Origin of the sequence: uncultured Desulfosarcina sp., from assembly GCF_963664155.2 — a bacterium.
GTDB lineage: Bacteria > Desulfobacterota > Desulfobacteria > Desulfobacterales > Desulfosarcinaceae > Desulfosarcina.
In genome coordinates, this window is the sequence record NZ_CAXXXH010000001.1 from 1,779,349 (window position 1) to 1,803,809 (window position 24,461).

The 24,461-nt window shown below is 49.1% G+C and carries 20 protein-coding genes; all 20 read right to left on the minus strand.

The window, feature by feature from the left end; translation table 11 throughout:
• Positions 1-33: 33 nt before the first annotated feature.
• The 20 genes from ACHZBS_RS08055 to ACHZBS_RS08150 all read right to left on the minus strand — a co-directional run bounded on the left by ACHZBS_RS08055 (position 34) and on the right by ACHZBS_RS08150 (position 24,461).
• Positions 34-2,226 (minus strand): heparinase II/III family protein, encoded by a 2,193-nt coding sequence (locus ACHZBS_RS08055; protein WP_319405981.1) that lies wholly within the window; start codon positions 2,224-2,226, stop codon positions 34-36.
• Positions 2,227-2,248: 22 nt separating this feature from the next.
• Positions 2,249-3,148, minus strand: a complete 900-nt coding sequence (locus tag ACHZBS_RS08060) for a glycosyltransferase (RefSeq protein WP_319405982.1) — start codon at positions 3,146-3,148, stop codon at positions 2,249-2,251.
• A 250-nt stretch (positions 3,149-3,398) separates the two neighbouring features.
• A complete protein-coding gene (locus tag ACHZBS_RS08065; protein ID WP_319405983.1) occupies positions 3,399-4,559 on the minus strand; it encodes a glycosyltransferase in 1,161 nt (386 codons plus the stop codon).
• 23 nt (positions 4,560-4,582) lie between these two features.
• The gene (locus ACHZBS_RS08070; protein ID WP_319405984.1) at positions 4,583-5,551 is read right to left on the minus strand and encodes a glycosyltransferase; all 969 of its coding nucleotides are present in this window, start codon (positions 5,549-5,551) and stop codon (positions 4,583-4,585) included.
• Between the two features lie 46 nt (positions 5,552-5,597).
• A complete protein-coding gene (locus tag ACHZBS_RS08075; protein WP_319405985.1) occupies positions 5,598-6,569 on the minus strand; it encodes a sulfotransferase in 972 nt (323 codons plus the stop codon).
• A 21-nt stretch (positions 6,570-6,590) separates the two neighbouring features.
• The gene (locus tag ACHZBS_RS08080) at positions 6,591-8,750 is read right to left on the minus strand and encodes an acyltransferase (protein WP_319405986.1); all 2,160 of its coding nucleotides are present in this window, start codon (positions 8,748-8,750) and stop codon (positions 6,591-6,593) included.
• Positions 8,751-8,793: 43 nt separating this feature from the next.
• Positions 8,794-9,915 (minus strand): hypothetical protein, encoded by a 1,122-nt coding sequence (locus ACHZBS_RS08085; protein ID WP_319405987.1) that lies wholly within the window; start codon positions 9,913-9,915, stop codon positions 8,794-8,796.
• Positions 9,916-10,021: 106 nt separating this feature from the next.
• Positions 10,022-10,990: a glycosyltransferase family A protein gene (locus ACHZBS_RS08090; protein WP_319405988.1), complete on the minus strand. Its 969-nt coding sequence runs from the start codon at positions 10,988-10,990 to the stop codon at positions 10,022-10,024.
• A gap of 18 nt (positions 10,991-11,008) precedes the next feature.
• Positions 11,009-12,223 carry a glycosyltransferase gene (locus tag ACHZBS_RS08095; protein WP_319405989.1) on the minus strand — a complete coding sequence of 405 codons (1,215 nt, stop codon included), beginning with the start codon at positions 12,221-12,223 and terminating at the stop codon, positions 11,009-11,011.
• Positions 12,224-12,273: 50 nt separating this feature from the next.
• Positions 12,274-12,930, minus strand: coding sequence for a polysaccharide deacetylase family protein (locus ACHZBS_RS08100; protein ID WP_319405990.1), 657 nt, complete (start codon positions 12,928-12,930; stop codon positions 12,274-12,276).
• A gap of 40 nt (positions 12,931-12,970) precedes the next feature.
• A complete protein-coding gene (locus ACHZBS_RS08105; RefSeq protein ID WP_319405991.1) occupies positions 12,971-13,897 on the minus strand; it encodes a hypothetical protein in 927 nt (308 codons plus the stop codon).
• 133 nt (positions 13,898-14,030) lie between these two features.
• On the minus strand, positions 14,031-15,242 hold the full coding sequence (locus tag ACHZBS_RS08110) for a glycosyltransferase family 2 protein (protein WP_319405992.1): 1,212 nt from the start codon (positions 15,240-15,242) through the stop codon (positions 14,031-14,033).
• 205 nt (positions 15,243-15,447) lie between these two features.
• Positions 15,448-16,758 carry an ABC transporter ATP-binding protein gene (locus tag ACHZBS_RS08115; protein ID WP_319405993.1) on the minus strand — a complete coding sequence of 437 codons (1,311 nt, stop codon included), beginning with the start codon at positions 16,756-16,758 and terminating at the stop codon, positions 15,448-15,450.
• Between the two features lie 85 nt (positions 16,759-16,843).
• Positions 16,844-17,668, minus strand: coding sequence for an ABC transporter permease (locus ACHZBS_RS08120; protein ID WP_319405994.1), 825 nt, complete (start codon positions 17,666-17,668; stop codon positions 16,844-16,846).
• 245 nt (positions 17,669-17,913) lie between these two features.
• Complete coding sequence (locus ACHZBS_RS08125) at positions 17,914-19,848, minus strand: hypothetical protein (RefSeq protein ID WP_319405995.1); 1,935 nt, start codon at positions 19,846-19,848, stop codon at positions 17,914-17,916.
• Between the two features lie 109 nt (positions 19,849-19,957).
• A complete protein-coding gene (locus ACHZBS_RS08130; protein WP_319405996.1) occupies positions 19,958-21,091 on the minus strand; it encodes a bifunctional glycosyltransferase family 2/GtrA family protein in 1,134 nt (377 codons plus the stop codon).
• A gap of 150 nt (positions 21,092-21,241) precedes the next feature.
• The gene (locus ACHZBS_RS08135) at positions 21,242-21,556 is read right to left on the minus strand and encodes an NAD-dependent epimerase/dehydratase family protein (protein ID WP_319405997.1); all 315 of its coding nucleotides are present in this window, start codon (positions 21,554-21,556) and stop codon (positions 21,242-21,244) included.
• Between the two features lie 21 nt (positions 21,557-21,577).
• Positions 21,578-22,369 carry a sugar phosphate nucleotidyltransferase gene (locus ACHZBS_RS08140; protein ID WP_319405998.1) on the minus strand — a complete coding sequence of 264 codons (792 nt, stop codon included), beginning with the start codon at positions 22,367-22,369 and terminating at the stop codon, positions 21,578-21,580.
• Positions 22,370-22,409: 40 nt separating this feature from the next.
• Positions 22,410-23,135: an SDR family oxidoreductase gene (locus tag ACHZBS_RS08145; RefSeq protein ID WP_319405999.1), complete on the minus strand. Its 726-nt coding sequence runs from the start codon at positions 23,133-23,135 to the stop codon at positions 22,410-22,412.
• A 3-nt stretch (positions 23,136-23,138) separates the two neighbouring features.
• Entirely contained in the window at positions 23,139-24,461 is a 1,323-nt protein-coding gene (locus ACHZBS_RS08150) for a DUF4910 domain-containing protein (RefSeq protein ID WP_319406000.1), read from the minus strand.

Sequence of the window (24,461 nt, forward strand, 5' to 3'; positions counted from 1 at the left end):
CATGGGCCCCTTGCCCCCCGCCCTCTCAATTCTTTACCCGGCAATGTAATGATTCAGATAAAAAAAGGCCGATCCCCAGACCACAACCATTAGGATTAGAACCTGAGGGTGGCCTTTGTTTTTTTTATAAACCAACAATAAGCCAATCTCCTGAAATAAAAATAACCCCAAGATTGCCAGGCTCGCCTTGGTGCGTTTATCGATCTTGTCAGAGAACGAAGGGTACTTTCGGGATGCTGCCACAAAGGATGCTTCAAGCGCCAGTTGCGCATCCCGATATTCAGGCGGCGGCGAAAGTGAAAGCTCACGCGTGTCTTGAATGCCTGTTGCAACACGCGTTAAATGAATTTTGTCATCATTGCGGCTCAATTCAATCGAGTTGTTTTTTACCGGGATATCAAGGCGCCATTGCCGGGCATTTTTAAATTCAACCACTTTGGGTCTTATGGGTTGAGGGGCATTCATCGCCGGCTGGTCATCAAGATACCAGACCGCCAGTGTCCAGGATCCTGTTTTAGTCTGATCGACGACAATCGCGGAAGCCGGCTCATCAGCCACCCATCCGGCGAAGGGCTTGTCACTGCCTTTGTAAACATTGACCGAGCCACCGGCCGAAGGGATGATGTAGGCTTTGAGGGCAATGTCCTTGCCGGCAGGTTTCAGGGTGTATGATCCTCCATCCGAATGTTCGGCGAGGTCAATCTCGGGGGAAGTGGTCCAGATCGTCCTGACCGTGGCGTCGGGATCGGCTTCGACATAATCAAGGACGCCCCAGATATTGTGGTCTTTTAGATGAAAGACCTGGCGTCTCGTGCTGAAACCATTTTGGGTTTCTCTGGAGAGGTCGATGAAGTTGAGTCCCTGAAAATTATCGCAGCGGTTGAGTGTCACCGTGCGTGCGCTGTCATAGGCTTCACCAACAAGATGCGGTGCATTGGAGCCTTCCCAGGACACCGCATGACTCCGGTAAATTTCTCCGTAGGGATAATAGCCGATGTTGGTCCACCAATTGTAGCCGGACGCCCACAGGATCAAACTGAGTTCATCGGCATGCTTGTGGGCGTGTCCTTGAAAGTTGGCCCAGGTGATTGCCGTCTGGCTCAAGGGATCCGTACCGTGCCAATCCTTCAAGTCGTTCCACCAGACGGCTAAACCGGCGATGGGGTATATGCGGGAATCGATGACCGGCGCCCAGGAAATTTTATCTTCCCACCCGGTACACGCATTATTTTCGAAGCGGCAGGTACGCGGCCCCCATGGCCCCCCTGAGGGCCCGGTATCGCCTATCATCGGCAAGGTTCCATCCGGTCTTCGCAACTGGTTGTAAACCAGCAACGCCTTATCGTACTTTTCTTTCCAGTCGGTTGGGATGTCCTCGTCAAGCATGGAGAGTAAACGAAAGACGTTGGCCATGAAACCGATGCCGTCCCGATGATAACCGGGCGAATGCTCCAGCACAACGCCCTCGCTGTTTATGTAATAGCCGAATTGATCGGTAATCCGCTGAATGGCCATCGCCTTATATGCTTCCATCCGAGGAAGGTCGGGAAAGGCAACACATACCTGGAGCAAAGCGATGTTCTGCATGAGGCCGTGGTTGGACCAGAAGGTGAAGTGAGCCGGTTGGGATAAGCGCTTTGCAGTTCTTAGGATCAGCGCGAAAATCTGTTGGGCCGTGTCCTGATCGTAAAGGCGATGGTTCCGAAAAAGTTTCCAGAACTTTGCCATTGCAGCGATCCTCGAAGCCATGGCATGATCGTTCCATATGAACCCCTCGGGCAGCCAGAGGCCTTTTTCAAAATCAGCCCAGCTGACGATGATGTCCCGGGCCCTTTTCAGATAAATTTCCTCGCCGGTGGCCTCGAAGGCGGATAGAAAAACCATCGGGATTCTAAAGGATGCCAACGCCAACTGCCATTTTACCGATCCACCGGCCACATCCGCTCGGGAAAAGGGCAGGTTGAGGGTCCTGCGCGGCAGCCCGGGAATCTCCGCCTCACCGGTCAACAATTTTCCCGCAATTTGCACAAGGTCTTCTTCATCATAGTTGCGTTCATAAAAGAACCGTATTTCATCTAGAGTGCTGTCTGACGGAAACTGCCGTGCCCTTTCAATAATAGAAGAGTCAACCGCTTCGTTCAATACGAAGTGGTGCACCAGTAGCGGCAACCAGAACGCGGCAATAATGATCGGTGGGATGATGCGCAGAAGTAGTTTGACGAACATTTTGCCTTATTGGTTGATTCGGTTATCTGGCTTTTGCTTTTTTTAACAAAACGGACAGTTGATACCAGAAGCCGGTCATCAACGCACAAAGCCGGTTAAAAGACTTAACGGCGGCCTGATAGTGAGAAAAATTAAGTAAAATTGTTTTAACATTGCGCTTGAGTTCTATTAGAAATAGGTGTCCAGCAGTGAAATCACCTTTGAATATGTGCTTGCAGTAAAAGGCCCCCTGACCGATCACGTACCCCCTCGTAAGTTTATCCACCTGCATATCGGTTCGGCGGCCGTGATTGTGGTAAATCAGAATATTGGGGAAATAGGCCATCTTATAACCCTTGCCGTATGCCCGATAGAAAAAATCCGAGTCCTCCGCCGAGGGGATTTTCCTGCCGGCACCGTAATTGACATCAAACAGCCCTATAGTGTCGGACACGACTTTTCGAAAAGCCATATTGCACCCGGGCAAAAGGGTAAAAGTTTGAATCGCAGAAGAAAATGATCGTTTTTCATTAAGGCGACGAAGGGTTACCGGCTTATCCTTCTTGTTATAGAGTTCCACCCGCCCACCCAAAACCATGAGGTCAGGATCATTGCGGAATTCAGTTAGAATCTCCACGATCCAATTTGGTTCCACGATGCAATCGTCATCGGTAAAGACAACCACTTCCCCTGCCGCTTGCTTTATGCCTGTATTGCGCGCATAGGACAATCCCTGGAGGGGCTCAAAACAATACCTGACGGGAAATGGCATATCGGGGCCGAACGATTCGACAACCGACCGTGTCCTATCCGTCGAGTTGTTGTCCACCACGATCAGCTCACCTGTTGACTTTTCAGGGACCACTAACCGTTTAATGCTCTCTAAAGAAAGCGGCAATCTTTTCGACCCATTGAATGTACAGATAATGATGCTGAAGTCCATAATTTGGTTTGCGGTGGTTAAAAAGGTTGTTTTTTATGTTGTTTAACCATATAGGCAATGCTTTTTGAATTTCGGGGATTTTACTTTCGGCGCATGCACTCCGGATTTTTTCTATGGGCGAGTGGCAATGATTCATTCATCGCATTTTTAGACCGCCATACTTGCAGGCACCCGCCGGTCAGAACATACAAAATAGGAACAACGCATTGTGAGAAAACCAGACTGCTGAGTAGCCAAAGTGCAGTTGTTTTTAGGGACCTTGCTGATCTAACACCGATTGAAAAACAGAATAAGTGTGCCTGGCGGTATGGTTCCAGCTCAATTCATTGATAATTTTTTGCCGGGTACGTTGCCCTGCCTTTTCTGCCAAATCCGGATCTTTTTTAACCATCGCTATGGTTTGGTAGATCTCCGACACCGCATTGGATGTCAAAAACCCATCTTTCCCGTCGTCGATGACTTCGGCAATCTGGCCCATTTTTGAGCCGATTACCGGTTTCCCGGAAGCCATGTAATCGAAAAGCTTTAACGGCGATAAATGAAAACCTAAGTGAGACCAGGAAAAGTCACCATAGAGGCACAGGCAGGCATCGGCGCTGGCCATGTATTTCGGGACCTCATCATAGGGAACCTGGTTGAAGAGCAAAATATTTTTTTTATCGATTTTTTTAAGATGCGGGGAATTGTCCAGCACGACAAATAAAATCTCAGGGTCCCTTTCCAAAGCGTAGTCGGCCAATTCGACGATAATCGGAAAACCCTGCCAGGGCCAACGCGAATCCCCGGCATAAATGACTTTAAAGCAATCACGGTAATCGGAAAAAAGGCTGTCATCCTTATGTGAAGGGCTGAAAAAATCCGGGTCGGAGCCGTTTGGAATGACCCGGCAGCGGTCTATCTTCAGATCTTTTTGGGCGTACCCCATCAGTGCGCTGGACACGCAACAGGCTGCAGAGACATCCCTGGCGTAACTGCACCGGAGCTGTTCATCCTTTCTCACGGCCGCCTTGAGTCTGCGCATTCTTCGGAACGATTGTATCCTCTCCAGCAGACCTTTGTGCCGGGAAGCATCCGAGGATTGTCCATTCCGGATAACCAGCTCTTCCGCCGACGAATTGATCTCCCACACAAGCGGTTTTGAACCAATCTTGTCCATGCATTTGAGTTTTAAAGGGCTTTGGGATAAATACCATCCGTCCATGCGCATGTAGAGCAGATCGATCTTTGAAAGGAACGCGTCGACACCCTTCTCGTCCACAGGATAGACGCTGCACACAGGATCGCTCTCCGGCTCGAAGGTATGGATCCTGCACCCCAGGCCGGTCAATTGGGCAATCAGGTTATGGACGTGAATCGCGCCGCCGCCCGCACACGGAAAACTGTCAAACCCATACACATATCCGATATTCAATTTTGAAGCTGCTGAATCCACGTCTATTTTATCTTTACCCTGCCCAAACAGCGATTATAAAAAATGGCCATCGTTCCGAAAAATATCCCCAACCTGCTGAGAGGCAGGCCGATTTTGCTTAAATAATTGCGATGAAACCTGAAAAATTCATGCCTGTGGGGCCAGTTCGCTTTTTTTCGCAAACCCAGAACAAACGTTCCGACCACGCGGTAGTATACTTTCAAAAAGTTATTGCATACACTGGCAAATTCCGCATCATCCAAGAAATCTCTTCCATATCGGTGCAGGACCAACAGGTTGCCAAGCAGGAAGGTCTGGAAATATCGGGTTCGCGTTGTGTTGGCCTCATTGTGGCGGCGCGTATAGGTGAGCACTTGGTGAACAAAAGCGAAATCAGACGTTCTTAAAAGGTCGAAACAAATTTCCTGATCGGCATGGATGTTCTCCTCATTGTAAAAAGGATCGCGCCCCCTTATGAGATCCGATCGGAACAATAGGGAAGAGGGTGATCCAAAAAGGTACACCCGGTTCAGGAAAAACTGTCTGCAGGCATCACGGCCGGATAAAAACTCAATGTCCGGGGGCAGCCCATCAAGATTGACCCGGTTCTCGTCGATCCGGTATGCGCTGACAATGCCCGCCGAAGGATACCGTTCGGCCTGGAGGACCATCCTTTGGATGCATTCCGGGAAAAGCCAATCGTCTGCATGGACGATCTTGCAGTATTTGCTGTCTGGAGAGATCTGGCGCATGGAATGATTCCAGTTCGGCAGCAAATCTAAAAACCGGGCATTGCTGTGGACGCTGACCCTTGCGTCCTTTTTTAGATAGCTGTTTATAATTGCGAGCGAATCATCATTGCTGCAGTTATCGACGAGAACATATTCCCAATTCTGGTATGATTGCTTCAACACACTTTCGATGCATTCCGCTATATATTTTTCACCGTTGAATACCGGCGTAACGATGCTGACCAACGGCTCGTTTTTCAAAACCAATTCTCTCTTTACCCAAGATGGCTGTGGCTTAAAAGAACTTCTACTTTACCCATTCAAAATCCGACCAATAACCCGCTTGTCTGAGCGTATCCCCGGCGTATTTTCCGAAAATTTTCTTTTTTTTCAACGGCCATGCCTTCCATCGACCAGTGGGATTGAAGTTCTTCGGCTTTTGAACGCCCTTCCAGGTTACCTTGCCTTCGCTCTTCAGCGACGAAGATCCGATTACCGGCGTCTGGTTTATCTTCTCGTAAGGGTACACGCGTTCATTTAAATTGAATTTTTCACAGGCATCCGAGACAAACCGATGCGGGTCGTGAAACACGTCTTCAAATTTCACCAGCAGGTATGGCCTATCCGCCTCTGCATGAAACGCATGGAACCTCAGTATTTTTTTTGCACTTGAATCCCAGGATCGGCACAACCGGTCAAACGCATATTTTCCGGGCCAGGTTTTCATCGTCGATCTAACGACATCCCTGCCGTCCCTTAGAACAATGACCAAGTGTTCATGGGGAAAAAGCGAGAAAAACAGGTTCAAATTATCCACATACGGCGTTTTGAGAAGCAGCCTTTTCTTCTCCGGCGAAAACGATTGGAGGTAGGCGATCATGGACGAACCGAACAGGGGCAGGAAATCGATCGGGCCCATACGCGTTTTGTTGTGCCCATAGGTTGAAAAAAAACGATCCTGCATTCGCAGGAGGTCATCGGCATGCTTCAGCACCGGAAATTCATGGATTTCGTTTGGATAGGGGCAAATGTCCGGATGGTAGGACAGGAGCTTGCCGACATAGTTGCTGCCGCAGCGCGGCATCACGCCCTGGATAAGAATTGCAGGCTTGCAGCCTTTTCCCCTGATCGATTCGGCGGTCGTTGTGGCCGGCGGACTGAGGGAAGGCAACTCATAGGTGTCGATGAAAGGATTTTTTTTCCCCGACTTTACAGACAATATGCGTTTGATGGTTTTTTTATTTTCATTTTTTTTAATGGGCTGGGATTTGATGCACACCACTTTCGTGCGGCTTGCATGTCAATGCGGATGCCCTGAAGGGTCATCCAGCTTCTGACGCATTTTGATGACACGGGCCGGAGCCCCGGCAGCGATGGCCATTGCCGGGATATCCCCGGTCACCACGGAACCGGCACCGATGACCGCCCCCTTTCCGATCCGGACGCCATCCAGGACCGTCGTGCCGACGCCCAACCAGACATCATCCTCGATGATGATGTCCCCGTTGGATGTCAATGGCTGTTCTTTCATCGGTATATCGGCTGCCGTACCATGGTTGTATGGGTAAAACGCACAATTGGGGGCGATTTGCACGCCCCGGCCGATAACGATGCTGCCGACATAGGCTGAAAATTGACAACGGGGTTGAATAACCAGGTTGTCCGCCAGGACAACCCGCCCGTTTTGACCGGTCTGAATGATGGTATCCCGGTAAATGTGGACACGGTCTCCCAACCGGACGTAGCCGCCGTCTTTGCTTTGATAGATGGTCACGCGGTCATCGATCAGAACGTGGCGACCCAATTTGAGGCGGGGATGCTGAATGTCTGCATAGGGCGAAATAAAGCCTTTCGGGTGCATCCTGGCCAAATTCGCCATACCGTAATAGGGCATCGAGATCTGTCTCAACAGCCAGGCGGCGATTCTCCCGAGCCTGGACAGTCCGGAACAGCTTATCAATTGGTTGGTGACATAGCGCTTCAACAGCACCCGTGGCCGTGGCTTCTTTTTGTGAACCGGCGGGGGATTTACGGGCTGCTGCAGCAATTCAGGCCACAGTTTTGCCATCATCGCCGTGTGCATCCTGAACTCCGGGGGCATACGGTATACAGGATCCAAAGCGAGCATCGTTTCAAGGATGACCCGGCAATTATACGGCACAAAGATCTCGCCCACCACGAGATCAAATTCAAGTTGGGTGTATGCCTGCCAGTTGCCTTCCTTGTTTTCCCACTGAAACAGGTCCAGCAATTCCACACCGTGATTGTTATTGGCGCCTGCCATCCATTTATCGATCTCTTTTACGGCAAAGTCATTGTTGGCGGCACCGATGGCTTTTGACAGGTTTCGTGCGGTGATTCGATGGTGCTTCAATTTTTTCTGGTAGACGCGTTTGGTTATGGGGATCGCGTTGCCCTTGACCCACACCATGTGCTGGGGGAATTGATCGCTCATTCCCTGGATCATGCACTGGTATGACTCATGGGCGTTGTCGACATGTTTTTCGTACAGCGCCCGCAGCGGGCGCCGGCACTCTTTTTTACAGTCGATGACATGGTGTTCAAGGTCCAGTGCTTTCAACAAAGTTTTAGGAATCACGCTGTCCGGGTTGTTTTTATCCTGCCCCCAGAAGAACTTGGAAAAAAAGTAGATGTCCTTGACCAGGGGTCTCGCGGCTGCAGCAAGAACACGGGAGTCTCTGCCCGAGGTTAGGGACGAAGCCAGTTTATAGCGAAGATGCGCTGCCTGCATCAGTCGCTGGAGTTTCTTTGTGCAAAAATCCACACAATGGTCGAGGCTGACCGGGGCCACTTTTTTACGCGGCCAGAACCTGACCGTTTTCTTTTTGTCGATGCTCAGGTAGTGATTTGGCAGCAGGTGTTTCAGGTTGGAATAGGGAGTGCTGTCCCCCAGCATAAAATATTCGTTGTTTCCGAAGTGGTTGTGCTTTTCAAGGTCCAGGAAGTCCAGGGCGTCCGGATCCGGTACAAGATCCATGACCAAGGCGAAAAGACCCGGCTGGGATGCGCACCAGAACTCACTGTTCCGTTTAAAATCGGTATAATAGGCGGTTCGATAGCCGCAGGCGTCGTTAAACAGAATTCGATCCCCGCCGTGGCAGACGATTAACAGCCAGCGGCCGCCGAAGCCATCGGTCGTTTCAATCAGTTTGGAGAGGGGGAACCCCGTATCCAGCTTATCCAACAACCCGTCGATGATATCGCTGTCGGTCGCCTCAGGTTTGTCAGGATCGAGTACGAATCCTAAAAGCGTGATCGAGGACGCCCCCGACGCCTTATGGACAACATTCAAATCCGGGTGAATGGTCGCAAAAAGGGTATCGCCAATTTTAAGGTGTTCCCAGGATGGGAGCGGTTCGACGAAGCGCGGACCGAAGATAAACTGGCGCCGGTACAACAGTTTTTCTGCGAGCTCCTGAGGGATTTTAAAAGCGTTCATTTGGTATCATGACCTTAACGGTATCCGGTTGAGTAATCCCTGATTATTGCGGGCGGGCCCAACGACCTGATATAATTTTTTCTTTAGTGAAAGGGACGCGAAACTTGATCACCAGTTGTCGGGATATGGACTGCCGGCTTGCGCCATCGATACAGGCGATCCATTCGTCTTCGCCCAGCTGATGGAGATCGAGCTGATGAAAGCCATCCAGCCGCCAGGCCGGCGTTTTTAGGCCGACAGGCACCGCCTCGGCCTGAAGTTCGGGCAGATCACATAACTCGTGCTCCGCATAGTCGGTAGCGGTCAGCACATCGATCTGGAATATTCTGACGTCGTTTCCATAGGTCGGCCAGTCATCTTGGGCCACCCTGAACAGCTTGTCCTGGTAAAAAAGCACCTTTCCTGCCGGTCGGGCAATGTTCTCGTCGCCGCTGATGATGGGCGAAGACGGATGCTCGACCCACGGACCCAGCAGGTTGTCGGCATAATAGAGGCGCAGTTCCCCGAATCCCACCGGGTCTGTCTCCGAAAAGATATACCATTTGCCCCCATATTGGAAAATCGTTGAATCGGCGAACTCCAATCCGCTGAGCAGCGTTGCCTCATATCGCCAGTCAGCGGGGAAATCAGTTGATTTGTACAATCTAAGCTCTTTTTCAACGCTGGTCTCCGGAATCATATAGTAGCTGTTTTCATGAGAGAAGACGTGGGGATAGGAGAGGTGAAAGGGTTCATCCAGAACGATCTGTTGATATGTCCATTTAATGCCGTCCATACTTGTCGCAACACCGATGTCGCCATTCTTTGATGTTTTGTTCATTACCTCGAAGAACATATACCAGGTGTTTTTTTCGTGGATCATAAATGGGTCCGCAACAAAGCTCGCATCGACATCGTCGATATCTTCAGCGGTTATTACCGGATTGGCTATCGCTTGGGTTTCGGTGAGGTGAAACGGGTCTTTTCCGACAAGGATGCCGATTGAAAAATCGATCTTCTTTTTGGTGTAAGTAATTTCCCGCCCTGAATCTAGAAAAGAAATGTGGCGCTTCAGCATCTTCAACGGCTTAATGATTGCCGAGGGTTTGAAGATGGCCAGGGAAATCAACACCGCGGCACCGATGAAGATCACCACCATTCCCCGGATGACAACTTTTTTTGCCATGTATATCTCCTTATTGGCCGCAATGCGCAAAGGTAATAAAAAATCCGGAACCAGAGCCAACCCTATAATTACGATCGGGGTCGGCCACACCCGGTGGACATCGGTCTTAACCGGCACGTTGATTGGACATAAACGGTGCGTTTGAGCCCATTTTCGTTTTGAGGGCCTTGTTGCCCGGGTAATAGGGTTGGCAGGGGTTCAGCAACCGTCCCTGGAGCTGCCCGACGAGTTCGCCGGTCTGTTCAACCCACTGTTTTACCCATGCCCTTCTTTTTTGGCGGGTGTTTATTCGTAACCGCACCAGGCTTTTGATCAACCCCAACCAAACCGACAGCGACGTTTTCAGAGATGGCGGGGGAAGCATTCCCAGGTGTCTGTATCGTTTATAGCTCCAGTAATTGGAGGCCACCGTATCTCTTCTCCGGCGAAACCGATCGTGCAGGGAAGGATTTACCCGTTCCCGTCGAACCTGGACGACGGCATCGGGAATAAAGTGGAGATCGAAGCCTTCCAGCTGGAGACGCCAGTAGTAGTCGGCATCTTCCGATCGTGGCAGGGATTCATCGAACCCGCCGATCGCCTCATGAACCATTCGACGAACCCCCAGGTTGCCTGAACCGCCGCCGGGCAGGAATCGTCCCTTAAAGAGCCCGTCTTCCCACAGCTTGTTGGCGCGTTGAGCCGCATGCGGATCGTTGAACTTCTCAAACCGGAATCGACCGTATACGACCTCATGCGAACTGAGCCCCGCCGACATGCGGGCGACCCAGCCGGGGGCCACTTCATCATCGGCATCGCAAAAGGCGATATGGTCAGACCGCGCCACAGACACCCCGACATTCCTGGCATGCGCCGCCCCCCTGCGATCGGAGGCATCGACGATATTGAAAAATTGAAAACTATCTTTATAGGATCTAGCAACCGCGATGGAACGATCCGTGGACCCGTTGTCAGCGACGATCAATTCCCATGGCCCAGGTTCTTTTTCAGCCGCCAATGCGGTCAACTGTGCCGGCAAGGTGGCCTCTGCATTGAGGCAGGGAATGATGACGCTGAGTTTGATTTCCATTTCCATTAGGCCACCGTCAGGGTTTCAATTTCTTTGAGTGTCTTCCATGATTTCGGTGATGACCCGGCGGTACGTGCTGGTAAAATTTTCCCTGGTATGATGCCGCCGGGCATATTCCCAGGATTGGCGGCATCGATCTTCCAGCTGGTTTGCGGGAAGCAGTGAAATATGCCTGATGGTATTTTTGATGGTGGACAGGGAACACTCCCTCAGCACAAAACCGAAATCGTCCGCATCGATACTCGACTCGTAGCTGACAACCGGAATGAGACCGGTATGCAGGCACATTTTTACGGAGGCGCCGCCGCCCTCTGAACAGCTTAAGTGCAACACGGCAACGCAGGAGGCGGTAACTTCTTTAAACGCATCACTGTCGAGGGGAACCCAGCCGATGGCATCGATGTTGGCCGTCTTATAAAGTTCTTCGTGATAGGCGTTGACAAAATCAGCATCTCTTTCCACCGGGCCGCATACGGTTAAATGACAGTCGGGCATATCCTTAAAGGCGTCCAGGGCCAAATCAAGCCCCTTGTGGACCGGTGCGCTGCTGCTGAACCAGAGAAAATGGTTTCGAATCTTATCGTAGTCTCTGGCAGGCAGGTCGTGCATGATTCCGCAGGGAACGGGCAGTTTGAATATTTTCTTTTTCGCATAGGCGAAGGTGTTGATGGTAAAATCATTTCCTGAGGTGGTGGCCACATCGGCGTGCTCGATCCCCAGGTTCGGCATCTCGAATCTTCTGGGCCGCAGGGTGATTCCCCGCCGCTGCTGCAATGCCAGGAGCCGACCCGCCTCGGCGGCATTGTGAAACAGGATGTGCGCATGGTCGATGTGCATGATTTTAATGCAGTCCTCGTTCAAGAGCGGTGCGAGCCGTTGAAGGTTGTGCCGCACATCGACAAAAAACGAATAGTTTTCCCTGGGAACGAAGCTGTGGTTGGTGTAGTGAATGAAATCCACTTCATAACCGAGTTCGACAAACGTCTTGGCGATCTGGACGGACTGCCAGATGTTGGTGTGTGTTTTTGGTATTTGTTCTCCCGGTTCCAGAAGCAATCCATCGATGATATAGGATACAAGGGCCTTGCCTCTGGAGGGGCCTTTCGGGACCAGGGAGATGACTTTCTTGCGCCCCTTTTCTTTCTCTTGCCGCTCCCTCCGGATATCACCGAGGCACTGCCGGATGCGGCGATACGCCGACAGCAATAAAGAATCTTTAAGATATGCTTTTAAACCCATAACCTAAAAACGGCCTTTTCAAGGTTGTCGTTTGGAAGTCCCATGACCATTTACTGAAGCGGCCACTTGCTGCCCGGCGGACCATACCGCAGCAGTTCGGGCACCGTGACAAATTGCATCTTCGATGCCATCGCAGACAGGGCCCGTTCGAGACCGCTGAGCATGGTCTGGCGATCCCTCTCGATACCCTCTTTTTTTTCAGCACTGATCGCGTCGTGAAGAAGGAATATGCTCCCCGGGGTGATGCGGGAGATCATCTTTTGGGCGATATCTTCAGGCCCTTGAAAGGTCCAATCCTGGGCGGAGGCGTTCCACAGGATGACCTTGTACCGGAGCAACATGGCATCGAGCAGTATCGAACGATCGTGGGCCCCGTAGGGCGGTCGAAAAATGCGCTGGTGGTATGGGGCGGTCGCCCTGGCACAGGCCAACAGTTGCTTCAGCCTGCGCAATCGGGATCGGATTTTGGTTAAATTGGTATGTTGCCAGGCATGGTTGCCGATGGCGTGCCCGGCCTCCGCCACCATTCGAACGATTTGAGGATATTGTCTGGCCTTCTGGCCAATCATGAAAAAGGTGGCCCGGACCCCAAATTTCCCCAGAACATCAAGGACCCGGGGCGTTGAATCCGGGTGGGGGCCATCATCGAAGGTCAACGCCGCCACCGGTGCGCGGGTCTGGACGTGGGTGATCACGCGAGAAATCATCTACCGTATCGCCAGCCAGATTCAAAACCATGGACTTTCGTCAGCATGCGTGCTTTCCCCCGAAGGTTTCCTGGAATGCTTTGGCCAGTCGGATAACCGCAATCCTGCCATCATCGTCACTGATCGGACTGGGTGGCCCGGATGGCGTGTTGTTGGCATCAACAATATAAATCCGGCCGTTTTCGCGGTCCCTCAGCACGTCGACCTCACAGTAGTCCAGCCCCATTTTTCTGCAAAACCGGCAAATGTCGGTTTGTTCCGCTTCGCTCAAAACGTCATCGGTTTCGGCAGTAATCGCTTTGGTGTTGGTGTGCAGGCGGTCAACCAGCCGGTCTCCGACCGCCCTGTATTTAAGGTAGACAAAAGGTATCTTGTCCCTGAAAACGGGAACTCTGATATCCTCGACGAAACCATCATCGGTTTCGTTTCGAACGAGCCGCTGATAAACCACATCTTCATCGACAGGTTCCGCCGGGCAGTCGATCACCTTGCCTTTGTGCAGGGCATTCCAGTTCAATTTCATGACACATTGACCGACATGGCTGCGCGGGTCGACCGCCAGGGAATAACCAAAAACCTCCGCAAAGGTGGCGTTGACATTGTTTTTACTGATGTCGTTGCCTTGAAGATTGAGCACCTGGCAGCCATTCCGACGGGTGCCCACGATCTCGGCCAGCCGGTTTTGGGGTGCGTATGGGTTCCCATCGAAAGCGAGCCACCATTGGATGGCCATGCGATATGAGTCGCGGGGATCGGATGTGATGTGATACCCCAGAAACAAAAGCAGTTTGTAGATGGCATGGAAATCCCGCGGACCCTCGGGATAGAACAATATTTTCCGTTTGTTGATGAAAACGTCCCAGGCGCTTTGGAGGAATATTCTAAACCGCCCCCCCGTCTTTTGGGCGGGCATCAACGCGACGCGATATCGGTAAACGCTCAGGAAAAAAGAAATTGCCGTTGTCAATCTTTCACCAACAAACTTTTTAAAGCGTCGCTTGATCATAGAGACAACACCCTGTTTCCAAATTCTCTCTTAGGAAAAACAGAGAGTTTATTCTAAAAGAATCGATCATACTTTTGGAAGACATATTATTTTTTTAATCCTGTTGTGGCGACATGTGTTGGAGATTGACTTCACGCCATGTCCATAATGAATTTAGAAAGTAATTGATGACTGTACCAACGCCTATGCCGATAAGATTTGCGGCTATGTCATGAAAATTGAGAAAATCCAACAAGGCGATAAAGGTTAAATAGTTGAATAGGCCAGCTAAACCAGCGACAAAATGAAATTTAAACAGTTTTGTATGTATAGAACCATTTGCCGTTCGCTTATTGAATGTCCAGATTTGATTAAAAAAGAAATTTGAAAGAATTGATAATTCAATAGCAACAGGGGAAGCAATTTTATAGTTAATCTCAAACAAGCGCGTCAGAATTATGTATAGTGAAAGATTAACAAGAACTCCCGAAGAGCCAACGATGCAAAACTTTACAAATTCTTCAGATTGCCGAAACCTGATTTTTGCAATGTTTATAAGGAATTCTACTTGGTCTCTTAATGACAGCTTTGATTTTCCATGAATTCTATCGGGAAAAGTAATCGGCACTTCAATGACTTTTGCCCCGTTACGAAGCAGCTCACACAACAAAGACGATTGAAAAGAATAGCCACGGGTAGAAAGGAAATTTAAATTACATTTGGTAAGATAGTCCGCTTTAATGCATCTGAAACCGGAGGTGCAGTCATGAAGCTTGGGTATGCCTCCCAAGAAACGGATAATCCAATTTCCCAGAACACTTATCGTTTTCCGCCAGAAAGAAAAGTCGGGAGTCGATCCTCCAGGAGCAAATCGTGAACCGATAATTAAATCGAAACCGTGGTTGGCCAACAGAACAAAAATCTCTATTAATTCAGGATCATGCTGTCTATCCGCATCCATTTCAAATATCAGGTCGGGTGATAATAAATTTTGAGCATGCGCAAAACCACGTTTGTATGCCTCTCCCAAACCCTTCTTTTGACCGGAAATCAAGTGCAGGTTTTCATGTTTACTCTGTAAATTTTTAACTTTGTCTTGTGTGTTGTCCGGTGAATTATCATCTACCACGAGAACATGAAGATCATGTGACGATATCTTTGTCGCTTGTCTGAAAATACCTTCCACCACATACTCTATATTTTCAGCCTCATTGTAGGTAGGCAAAACGATGCATGCGATAGGTCTCACTTTTTTTAATTCCTTTTTTTTGGCAAAACTGAGCCAACGCATCGATTTCCCAAAAGACTTTTTAAGATTGACAAGCATCCATTCGTCTTATGGGACTATACGTTTGTACCGGGACGGTTGTAAGGCCTTGATGGGTGTCGTATTACGTCATGAGCAGACAAAGCGAAGCAAAATTCGCCTAAAAACGGAATCTTTTTTCAATATATGAGCATTTTGGTCCGGTTCATACGGCTGTATAACCCTGCAAAACTTTCTTTTAACCGACGGGGTTATGCTGCCATGTCTATAAACAGGTAATTTCCCATGGCAGATTCGGCGTTAAGAGCCCCTTGCGCTTGTCCCGGGTAAATTTATAACCCGCCTCGGAAATTTGGAAATGAACGGCATCGACATGCTCTTCTTCAAAGTACTCGGTCGGTTTTCCATAAATTCCAATGGAGACATAATATTGACCGGGCCGGAGAACAGACTTGGGAAACACGCAGGTGGAGCAATAGACGCCGGGCTCCCGGGTGCGACCCACGCCACCAGTTTCATCCGTGTCGTGAGACGACCATATGAGATTTCCTGTGGCGTCCCTTAGCATGATATAGCTTCTAAATGCCCTGGCGGTTTGCTTTATTTCATATTCGATCTCTATTTTGGCGTTTTCGTCATAGCCAACGAGGGATGAGGGTTCACCACCGTTATCGGTGATGACGCGCGCGCACCTAAGCCATGCCTGCTTTCCGGATTGCGCCATGGCTTCCGGCTTCCCTTCCCAGAAACTTTCTCCCTGCTGCGGATTCGAAGACAGGTATTCAGACACCACATCCAATGCCGCACCGTCTGCCTTCAACCCACCATCGGCGATCCACAGCACCCGGCTGCACAGTTCGGTGATCGCCCCCATGTTGTGGCTGACGAACAAAACGGTCCGCCCCCCCCGGGTAACGCTGTTCATTTTACCGATGCACTTCATCTGGAACTCTGCATCACCGACTGCCAATACTTCATCGACAATCAGAATCTCCGGTTCCAGATGCGCGGCGACGGCAAAGGCAAGACGCACGGACATGCCGCTGGAATATCGTTTGACCGGCGTATCGATAAATTTTCCCACGCCGGAAAATTCAACGATTTCATCAAATTTCTGTTTGATTTCTCCCTTCCGCATGCCCAACACGGTGCCATTCAAGTACACATTTTCTCTGCCCGTCAGTTCAGGATGGAAACCGGTGCCCACCTCAAGGAGGCTGGAATTTCGGCCATGGATTTCCACGCGGCCATGGGTTGGGTCCGTGATGCGCGACAAAATCTTGAGCAGGGTGGATTTGCCCGCCCCATTTTTGCCGATGATACCCAGCGCCTCTCCTTTTTTCACCTCGAAGGAGAGGTTCTTTAAGGCCCAGATAATATTGGCGGTTTCATTCTCCGGAAGCTTATCGATATCATCGAACCGATACAACGAACGGTACTTTTGAAAATTTTTCAACGGGCTTTTCAAAAAAGCAAACATCGCCTGGCCCAGGCTGTCATGCCGGGACTCCATTTCACCGATACGGTAAATTTTACTGAGATTGTCCGCTTTTATCGCAATGTCATTTGATATCATTTAAAATCCTTATGGACGTAAGGCCTATGTGTTCATCTAAAAATCAATATGAAGGGTATGAACCGACTAAAACTTTCATCGGCTGTCACATGACATCGACAAAGATATGCTCCATGCGTTTGAAGTAGAATGCGCCACTGATGGCAATTACGGCGGTCACCGCGATTCCCGGCAGGATGTATGCCCAGGGAAACGGTGTGCCGAGCAGGCAGGCCCTGAATCCTTCAATTACCGCGACCACGGGGTTTAACGAATAGAGGATTCGGTACTTCTCAGGAATTGCTGATGCCGAATATACGATTGGGGCTGTATACATGAGCATTCGAATGGCAAACGGCAGCGCGTGCTTGACATCGCGAAAACGGATGGCCATTGCTGACAGCCAGGTGCCCACCCCGATGGAAAGGCACATCATGACCACCATGAAAAACGGAAAGAGCAATAGATTCCACGTGGGGGCCACCTTGTAGTAAATGGCGACCACCAGCACCACCAACATGGATATCCCGAAATCGACCAGTTTGGCGAGGACAGGAATGATCGGGAATATCAGCCGGGGGAAATAGACCTTCCCGAGCATATTCATCGCGCTTAAAAGACTGTGGCTCGACGCCCCCATGGCCTGCGACATGTAGGTCCAGGGTACGACGGCAACCGTGGTGAAAAGGACGTAGGGGATTCCATCCGTGGGGATCTTGGCGACCCTTCCAAAAACGATGGTGAATAGGAGTATCTGAACCAGGGGCTGCAAGATGGCCCACAAAAATCCCAAGATGGTCTGGGCATACAGAACCTTCACATCGCGCCAGACCAGGAATAAAAAAAGATCACGGAAGTCTAACAGTTCCTTCAGATCGATTAATTGCCACCCCGTCTTGTGCTCGATTACGGTTGTCGCCTCACTTCTCATATTACGATCCTTCCTGAATGATTGACTGCAGGTAGAAATTAAATGGAGCCATTCAACACCGGGGCTGCGCGAGGGCAGAAAGGCTGCCGCCTGCATGTCGCTAAGATCGGCCGGTCGATAGCATCGTGAGGCAGATAAACGTCCATGGCACGGATCATGTCCTCTGGTGTGCCGATACCAATGCAACTGCCCTTGTTAAAAACGACGTTCTCGATTTTAAAACCTGAATCCAGGGCAACTCCCGGTTAGACAAGCAGGTGTAAAAGGGCAAAACGCGAACCGGATGCCACGATCTTGGCCTGATTGACGCCTTCAAATAGGATTTGCCTGGGATCAATGACCAAAAGAAAGACCGAATCTGCCGGGAAATCAGCCATGTTGATCAAACCCTTTGCTTGACTGATGAAATTCGACAATTCTTCAGCCGTATTGATTTCAATGGGGCTATTTCCCTGAAAAGCCTTGATTGCCTCATATCGTTCGGATACGGCAATAGCCTGTTTAGACGGATGTGCCCATGTAACGGGGACGAAAACATTTTGCTGAAGCGTCGCCAGGGAACCCAAATGGAGTATCGGCGGCTGCCACTGGAACCGATCACCAGCGGGTACCGGTTCTTTTGCGCCACTGGTAACAAACATTATTGCGCCAGCGGGCAGCCGGCTGAAAACCATCGTAAAATCCTGAATGATTGCCTCATATTTTTGCCAATCGTAAGACAGAAAAACAGACTGGAATATCAGGAAGCAGAACAGGCCATATTCCGTCACACGCTGCCACACCTTCTTTTTCACTATCAACCGGCTGCACCCGATTACAAATAAAACGATGGCAATGGGAATCCGGGTATCGATGTAGGCTCCGGATAGCAATCCATCGTATGGCAGAACAAAATAGGCAATTAACACCATTGCAATCGGAGAATACATCGACTTAGCTATGCGGATACGCCCAAGCGGTCTGATTCCAATAAAAAACAAAGCCAAAAGGACAAGCATTGGCGCATCTATCATCCAGTTCCGTGTCAACAATGACATAAAGAAGGTGCTCAACTTTTGACCGAACCATGGTTGCGCATAGACAATTCGGCTGAGGACATGATCGGAAGTGGAAGAGAGGATATACAACACGCATGGCAAGAAAAAAATTGCCGCTCCGATGAAAAGATCACGGTCGGCAGTTTGTTCGCTCGTAAGAATCGTACGGCAGCTTCGCTGCCATTCATATCCGGCAATGGTTACTGCAAATAACCCCAGCGCAGCGATGTGGCAGAAAAACAAGACCGTCGTTAAAACCGTGCCCGTAAAAAAACGTAAAAATGGATTGGAATTTCTGATGAGAACCCAGATTCCAATCGCCCACAGAAACAGGCCGATACCCAACAGATAATTCAGGAACCCAAATATGAAGATTGAATTAAATAAAAATAAAGCTGACACCAGGGGCCACAAAGAATAATGACAATAAACAGCTCGGTAAATACACATAGAACCGCTTACCATGAGGGCAAAGACGATAAAAATGAAAATGCGGCCAGCCAACTCAACAGAAAATATTTTTGACAGGGAGAGCGTAACGAGGTCCATTCCTATGTTGGGCAAGATGAAAGAACGTATATCATACCAACGCTGCAACAGCGGTAGTTGCTGCCAATTGTCAAGAATGTAAATGCGGGCGAGATGCCACGGGTAATCGAGAAGCGGCGGGAATTTTGAAAAATATAGCGGGCCGCTGGCTACAATCAGTGTCAGAAGAAGAGCACCACCTGCAGCACGACGTGAAATGGCGTTTGCAATTTCGCATGGTTCCGAATCCCCCTGGAAAGATTCGACAAAAAATATTTTTTTTGTGCTGAAGAAATACGCCATCTTTCTAGAAAAGGCATAAAAAATCGTTACTATCAGTAATATAGCAACTACCGCGTGGAACTGATGCACGAGGCGATCTGCCCTTGCAAAATAGCGTTCCAGGGACCAATGCGCTCGATTCGCCATCGTGTCATTTAAAAATGAGAATGATCTTTCGTAATAAATATCCGCAACCAGAACGCGCCCAAAAGAAATATAGATAATCTGTGTGAGGATTGCCGAACCAAGCAATACAAGAAGAATAATCAATACTCTTTTTTCGTACAAACTGTTTAGGATATCTGTATCCTTCATTTTTTTATAGGGGTTCATGGCGGGCATTGACCGGCGGGATTATGGTTGATCACCATTAAAGCCGTGAATATCGTGGGTGCATGGCCCATAATATTCAGTTTGCGGCTGCATTTCAGAATCAAATTGCCTATCCCTGATTTTGTGGACGCCACGGGCCGCTTGGTTTTTCCGGAAAAACCACAAAGCGCCGGCCCAAAAAATTCAGTATCAACGCAATACCAGTGGCGGTCAATTTGGAAACAGTCGGGGAATAACCTATGGTGAGAAGATACCTGGTCACGGCCATGTCAACCCATGCCACACAGCCGACGACGAGAACATAGGTAAGCCACTCCATGGGTGCTGTCCACTTGGCTTGATGTTTGAACAAAATAAATATGCACAGAAGGTAATTGATGGCGGCAGCGGCAACAAAAGCCACTGGAGCTGAAATCGATGCATCGATGCCGGTATTGTACATACCCAAAAAAATTATCAGGTTGAACAAGGCTGCTGTACCGCCAATCAATAGATAAATTAAAAATTGCATCGGCAGTGGTGATTTATGAGCGTTGTATTTCATTATGCAATACAATGCCCGGATACCATCTTTAACGCCTATTTTTTTACCTTCCTCATAGGTCCTGCCGGAGTAAGAGATGCCAATTTCAAAGACACGAACCCGCATCTGGGATACCTTGGCAACGATTTCAGGTTCAAACCCGAATCGGTTCTCCTTTAGGTCAACTTGTTGAATGATTTCTCGTCTGAAGACTTTATAACAGGATTCCATATCGGTCAGATTCAGGTCCGTAAACATGTTGGACAGCAACGTGAGAAACCGGTTTCCAAGGGAATGCCAGAAATAAAGGACACGATGCGCACCGGAAGACAGAAACCGTGATCCGATGACTACGTCGGCCTGATTTTCCTTGAGCGGGATAAGCAAGTTTTTCAATTCCATTGGGTTATATTCTAAATCGGCATCCTGGATGGCGACAAAATCACCGGTTGCTGCTTTGAAACCGGTCCGCAGCGCTGCTCCTTTTCCCATGTTTTTATCGTGTTGAAAAACGACGATTTCTTTGAACCGTTTCTCAAGGTCCCTGGCAATCCCAAGACTATTGTCACGAGAGGCATCATCAACGATAATGATTTCTATTGATAAATGATCGTCTTGCAATTCAAGGACTCGATCGACGCACCGGCTAAGCGTAGCTTCTTCATCATAGCATGGTACGACAATCGAAAGTTTAATGGGGGGGGTTTTTGCCGCCTTCATAGAGATTCCATTCGGATACTATTAATTTCGTTTCACAATAAGATGCGTTAAAGAGAACGTTGCAAATGGATGGCTTGAACCTTGACAGCCTTTGGCTTTGGGATTGGATTCAGGCAGACTGGTTTTCGGCCGACTTGAGACAATAGCTGGTCAAACTATTGATATGTTCATGGGACCGGTGACATTTTGGGCGGTCGCCATTAAACGTGTTATCGCTTCGATCAGATCGCCCATGTAGCAAAAAGACCGCGTTTGTGAGTCATCACCATAAATGGTGATCGGCTTGCCCTGCGGAGCCTGAATAATAAAATTGGAAACCATCCCGCCATCGTTTGGGTGCTTTCTTCCCGTGTTTAGATTGCCGGCACATAAAAGATCTTTTCCTTCTATAATTAAATCGCCGCACAAATGTGAGCCGATGAAGCCTGCACCACCTGTCACGAGGATTCTTTTCTGGTCGATCACTGTCCTTTTCCTATATTTAGGTTAATCCAGGCGATGTTGATCCAGGTGAACCTTGGTTGCACGAACCATATCTTCAGGCGTGCCGATATCAATGTAATCGCCATCGTTAAAAACGACGTTCTCAATTTTATAACCAGAATTCAAAGCAGATTGAACGACATCGCTAATATATATCTCGTTAGCATATCGTTGACTCCGGTCGTTTTTTTCAAGCGATAAGGCTTGACGATGACGATTGACAAATTTATGCAGGTAACAGGTAAAGGCATAGTTCCAAACCGCAATGATCCAGGTATATTTTAAACTCGTTTGAGTTGGCTTGATCTGAATGCAACTCACATTGCCACTTTCATTTAAGGCAACCATATCCATTTTATGTGGATTTTCTGCAGGGAAGAGCCCCAAGACGACGTCAGCATTGCATTCAGCTTGCTTAACGAGTAGTCTCAAAAAGGCATCATCGGGCTGGAAAATGGTATCAGGAAACCCGAAAACGACAGTCGTGTCTTGTATAAACGGAAAGGCCTGATCCAGTGTAAATGGCACCCCATAAGGCAAATCCATAATCAAGTAACCAATATTCATGTTAAGGCTTTTGCCGTCACCTAAATAGGCCGGAATATCCCACTTGCCTTTGCGCAACACAACATATGCTTCAGTGACGTCAGCCATCCGCATTTTTTCCAAAAGGTTTAAACAAACCGGTTTGGGATGCAGGCGGTTCTCGCCGGCCTGCTGATAGAACCCAATCGGGAAAAGTTCTTTGCTGAGAGGTAAAGGCGACATACGAGACGCTTCTCCAGCTGCAGGCACTATCCCTACTCTTTTTTGTTTTAATGGCGTTGACGAAGCACTATGGTTTGATGAACGGTCTGACACTGATTTCAGTGACCTCGGCACTACGGGGTATCGTGAGTGCATTCAGAATGACGTCGGCGACATCTTCTGGTTGCATGAGGAGTTCAGGGTGATATTCTCTTCCCTCCATTTTAAAAATAGCCGCCTGCATTGGACTGGCTGTTCGGCCTGGATACACACTTAATACGCGCACACCATCTGAATTAATTTCCAGGCGAAAACTATCAGCAATCGCTTTTAGGGCAAATTTGGTGGCTGCATATTGTCCCACTTTTGCGCCGGCATTCAAGCCTGCGCTCGAGTTGATGAAAACCACTTGTCCCCGGCAGTCCTTAACCAACGGCAATAGACACTGCGTCAGGGCATAAGGGGCCCGGACATTAATTTGAAACTGCCTGTCGAAATCCTCCAGGGAAGCCGACTCATGCGGGCCGAAGGCAATGATCCCTGCGCTGTGGATGAGGATGTCGATACAGGCAGCTTCCTTTTTCAAGCTATCCGCAATTTTCCTAATTTCCTGGACTGAAGCCAGGTCGACGGCAAAGAACTGAGACCGGGCGGATGTCTGGCGGGCAATCTCGGCAACCTGCTGCAAAGCTTTCAGGTTTCGCCCCAGAAGGAAGGTCGCAACCCCCTTTTTTGCAAGACCCAGCGCAATGGCCTTGCCGATGCCGCTGCTGGCGCCGGTGACGACCGCTATTTTATTTTTTAATTCGCTCATGGATCAGTATTTCCCAGCCAATTCTTTCAACAGGCCATTTTCCGCCAACACGGTGGCGGCATCCTTTATCAAATCGAATGTCATTTGAGATCGTTCCGATATATCCAACAAAGAATGCGTGCCATCAGACAAGTTGAGGACCCATAGCATGGCCAGCTGAAAGGACCCGCTGTCATCCTGGCCCCCAATTTTTTTGTAAAGCCCTCTTTTCCCTAATTGCGGTTCGCATTTTGGATTTTGATTCAGGTACGTGGTGTCGTTTTCCAAAATATTACAGACCGCCAGAAGCATTGAAAAAGAATCAGCGAGGTCTGTCGGCGTGACGAAATCGAGGTTGTCGCCCGATGTGTGATATTCCGGGAATTGCCCGTGGGGTGTTCTCATAAAACAGCCGACCGGCAGATTGAATCCAGGCGAGCAATACTGCCGTTCGTCATATCCATAAGGGAAGAAATCGATAATATCGAAATCTCTCTTTGAATCTCTCAGTGCTTGGGAAAAGACCCGATCGATTGCTGAATTCCCTCGACGTGTTTTTTTGTAGGTGAATCTTCCCGAATCGCCCGCACAGGTGATAACGAACCCATGTTTTATATGTGAAAGATTCGTTTCATTATAGTAAAGCCAGGTAATCGAACCGATCGTGCCGGGGATAAATAAAAACCGGTAGGAGTATTTTAAAGACGTTCGGGATAAAAAGCCCGCCAAAAAGTTTGCTAAAACAACGCCGGATAGATTGTCATTGCAAAGGGAAGGGTGACATATGTGAGTCGATATCAGGACTTCATCCGAGGTTTCCCCCTTGATGTAACACTCACCGTATGTCAGGAAACCTTCTTTCAGGGAAGCATCGATGTAGACCTCGTAATCGCCGGGTTCAAGCGCCTCCAATTGATTGTGGCTGGTGCAAAAGCCCCAGGTTTCATTGTAGTAGGAAGTCCTGTAGGGGATCCACGCGGGATGCTCCGGCAAGGAAAAAAGATGCCTCTTCAATTCAGATAGGCCAACCGTCTTATGAATGGGTACGCTGTAATTTAAAATGTGCAGGGTCGATGCGTTTATGTCTATTATTTTATTGCCTTTTGGGTCTTTTACGTATGCATCCTTTATATTCCATTCCTTCGGGATGGTCCAATCGAAGACGTCAATCCCTGAAGCCACCTCTTTCACATCGATCGGAATCGTTTTACTCAGGATGTCCAGCGTCTTTCGAACACCATCGCCCGTAATGCTTCGACAAATCGGATACAATTCACCCATCAGCCGATGCATGTCTTTGCCCGCCTGCGCCAACGCGTCACCCTCTAGACAATATCTTTCTTTCAT